At 38.1% G+C, this 1,413-nt stretch carries 1 protein-coding gene; it reads left to right on the forward strand.

All coding sequences use genetic code 11. The features are described from left to right. Positions 1-1,413: hypothetical protein (locus tag BKH42_RS09640; protein ID WP_180674045.1), on the forward strand; the 1,413-nt coding region annotated here is incomplete at both ends.

Here is a 1,413-nt window from a genome sequence, read left to right on the forward strand (position 1 = left end):
TCTTAAAAGCTCCCTGTTCAAATCATTCTGAAGAATTTAACGATACTGAAGGTTTTGAATTTGAGAAATCATTAGATTTCCCTTATCATACTAGAGAATCTCAGAGTGCTAGATCTAGGAATGAACGTTCTAGATTTTCTGGAGATTTTCACAACCATAGCAGTGCTAAGCAATGGGATAGTTTTTTAGCATGTTCTGCTCAAGCTAGTCTTGATAAAAAGACAAGAGAAGGGTTTGCCCCTGATGGTCCTTCAAGACCTGTGAATCCTAAATCCTCTAAAAAAGCATTTTTTCCTTTATTTTCGTTAGTGCTTTCTACGCTTTTATTGCCATTTACAGCAGACATCGCACAAGCAGCTCTATCATCTTCAGATATAAGGCTTTTATCTGCAGATCATGGGAACCTCAATAGACCTGAAGTTTATAGTTCAGGAGATGCCAGATGTCTTTTAAGTGGAGATGAAGCTTGTGGTAGGGTCACTCAGAGCTTTGCAAATATGTTCAACATTACTAAAAATTCAACCTATAGCGATGTTTATTATTTAAAGTTTAATTACAATGTTTACAGAAGACAACCTATTGGTACCTCCACGCTTTATTTCAACAATGCGGCCGTGATTGATAAAACCACTGGATATACAGCCGCTATTAGTCTCTACAATACGACTTGGATTACAGGAGGAATCGGTGTAGGAAATGGGCAGAATATTGATGCATATTTTAAAAATTCTGTTTATAAGGGAGATTTCAACCTTTACTACGGTGGTTTTGCTATCCCCACTTACTATACCTTTGATGGGAACTACAATGGAGATTCATATAGCTCTCTTAAGGGTAAAGCCTTTGTAGGAAATATGAACATTAGTGAGGGTGCTCCTGTTTTTACCTTTAAAAATGGTGCGGTCGCAGAGATTGGGTATTTTAGGAACAAATCTTGGAATCCAAGTTGGTATTCTTATGGCCTTAATGTCAGAAGTGGTGCAAAGGTTCATATCAAAGACTACAATGTTTCTGCAGCTAGTGGTGTGGTGAATGTAGATGATCATTCGACTTTAAAGATCGACTCTTTTGGATACAATGGTATGGATTTTCTTGCTAGGGTCACCAATGGCTCTACGCTTGAAGTTACGAAGTTTTTCCAAAATAGTGGGACACAAGATACGTGGTATCGGAGTGTTTATGCACCTAGTGCTCTTAGGAAAGAAATCTATGTGGATAACTCCACCTTAAAAGGGGATTTTACTTTAACCAAGCCTACTGATGGAACTAGGCAAAACTACAGCTCTGGTAACACCAACTTCCAAATCAAATTCTTCAATAACGCTAAATTTGAAGGCAAATTGATCAACAATGCATCCACTGCCCTAAAGAGTACCGTAGGTGTTAGTGTCTCTAATAGTACCTTACCCACAC

Source organism: Helicobacter sp. 13S00482-2 (assembly GCF_002272795.1).
In the GTDB taxonomy this organism is placed as follows: Bacteria; Campylobacterota; Campylobacteria; order Campylobacterales; family Helicobacteraceae; genus Helicobacter_J.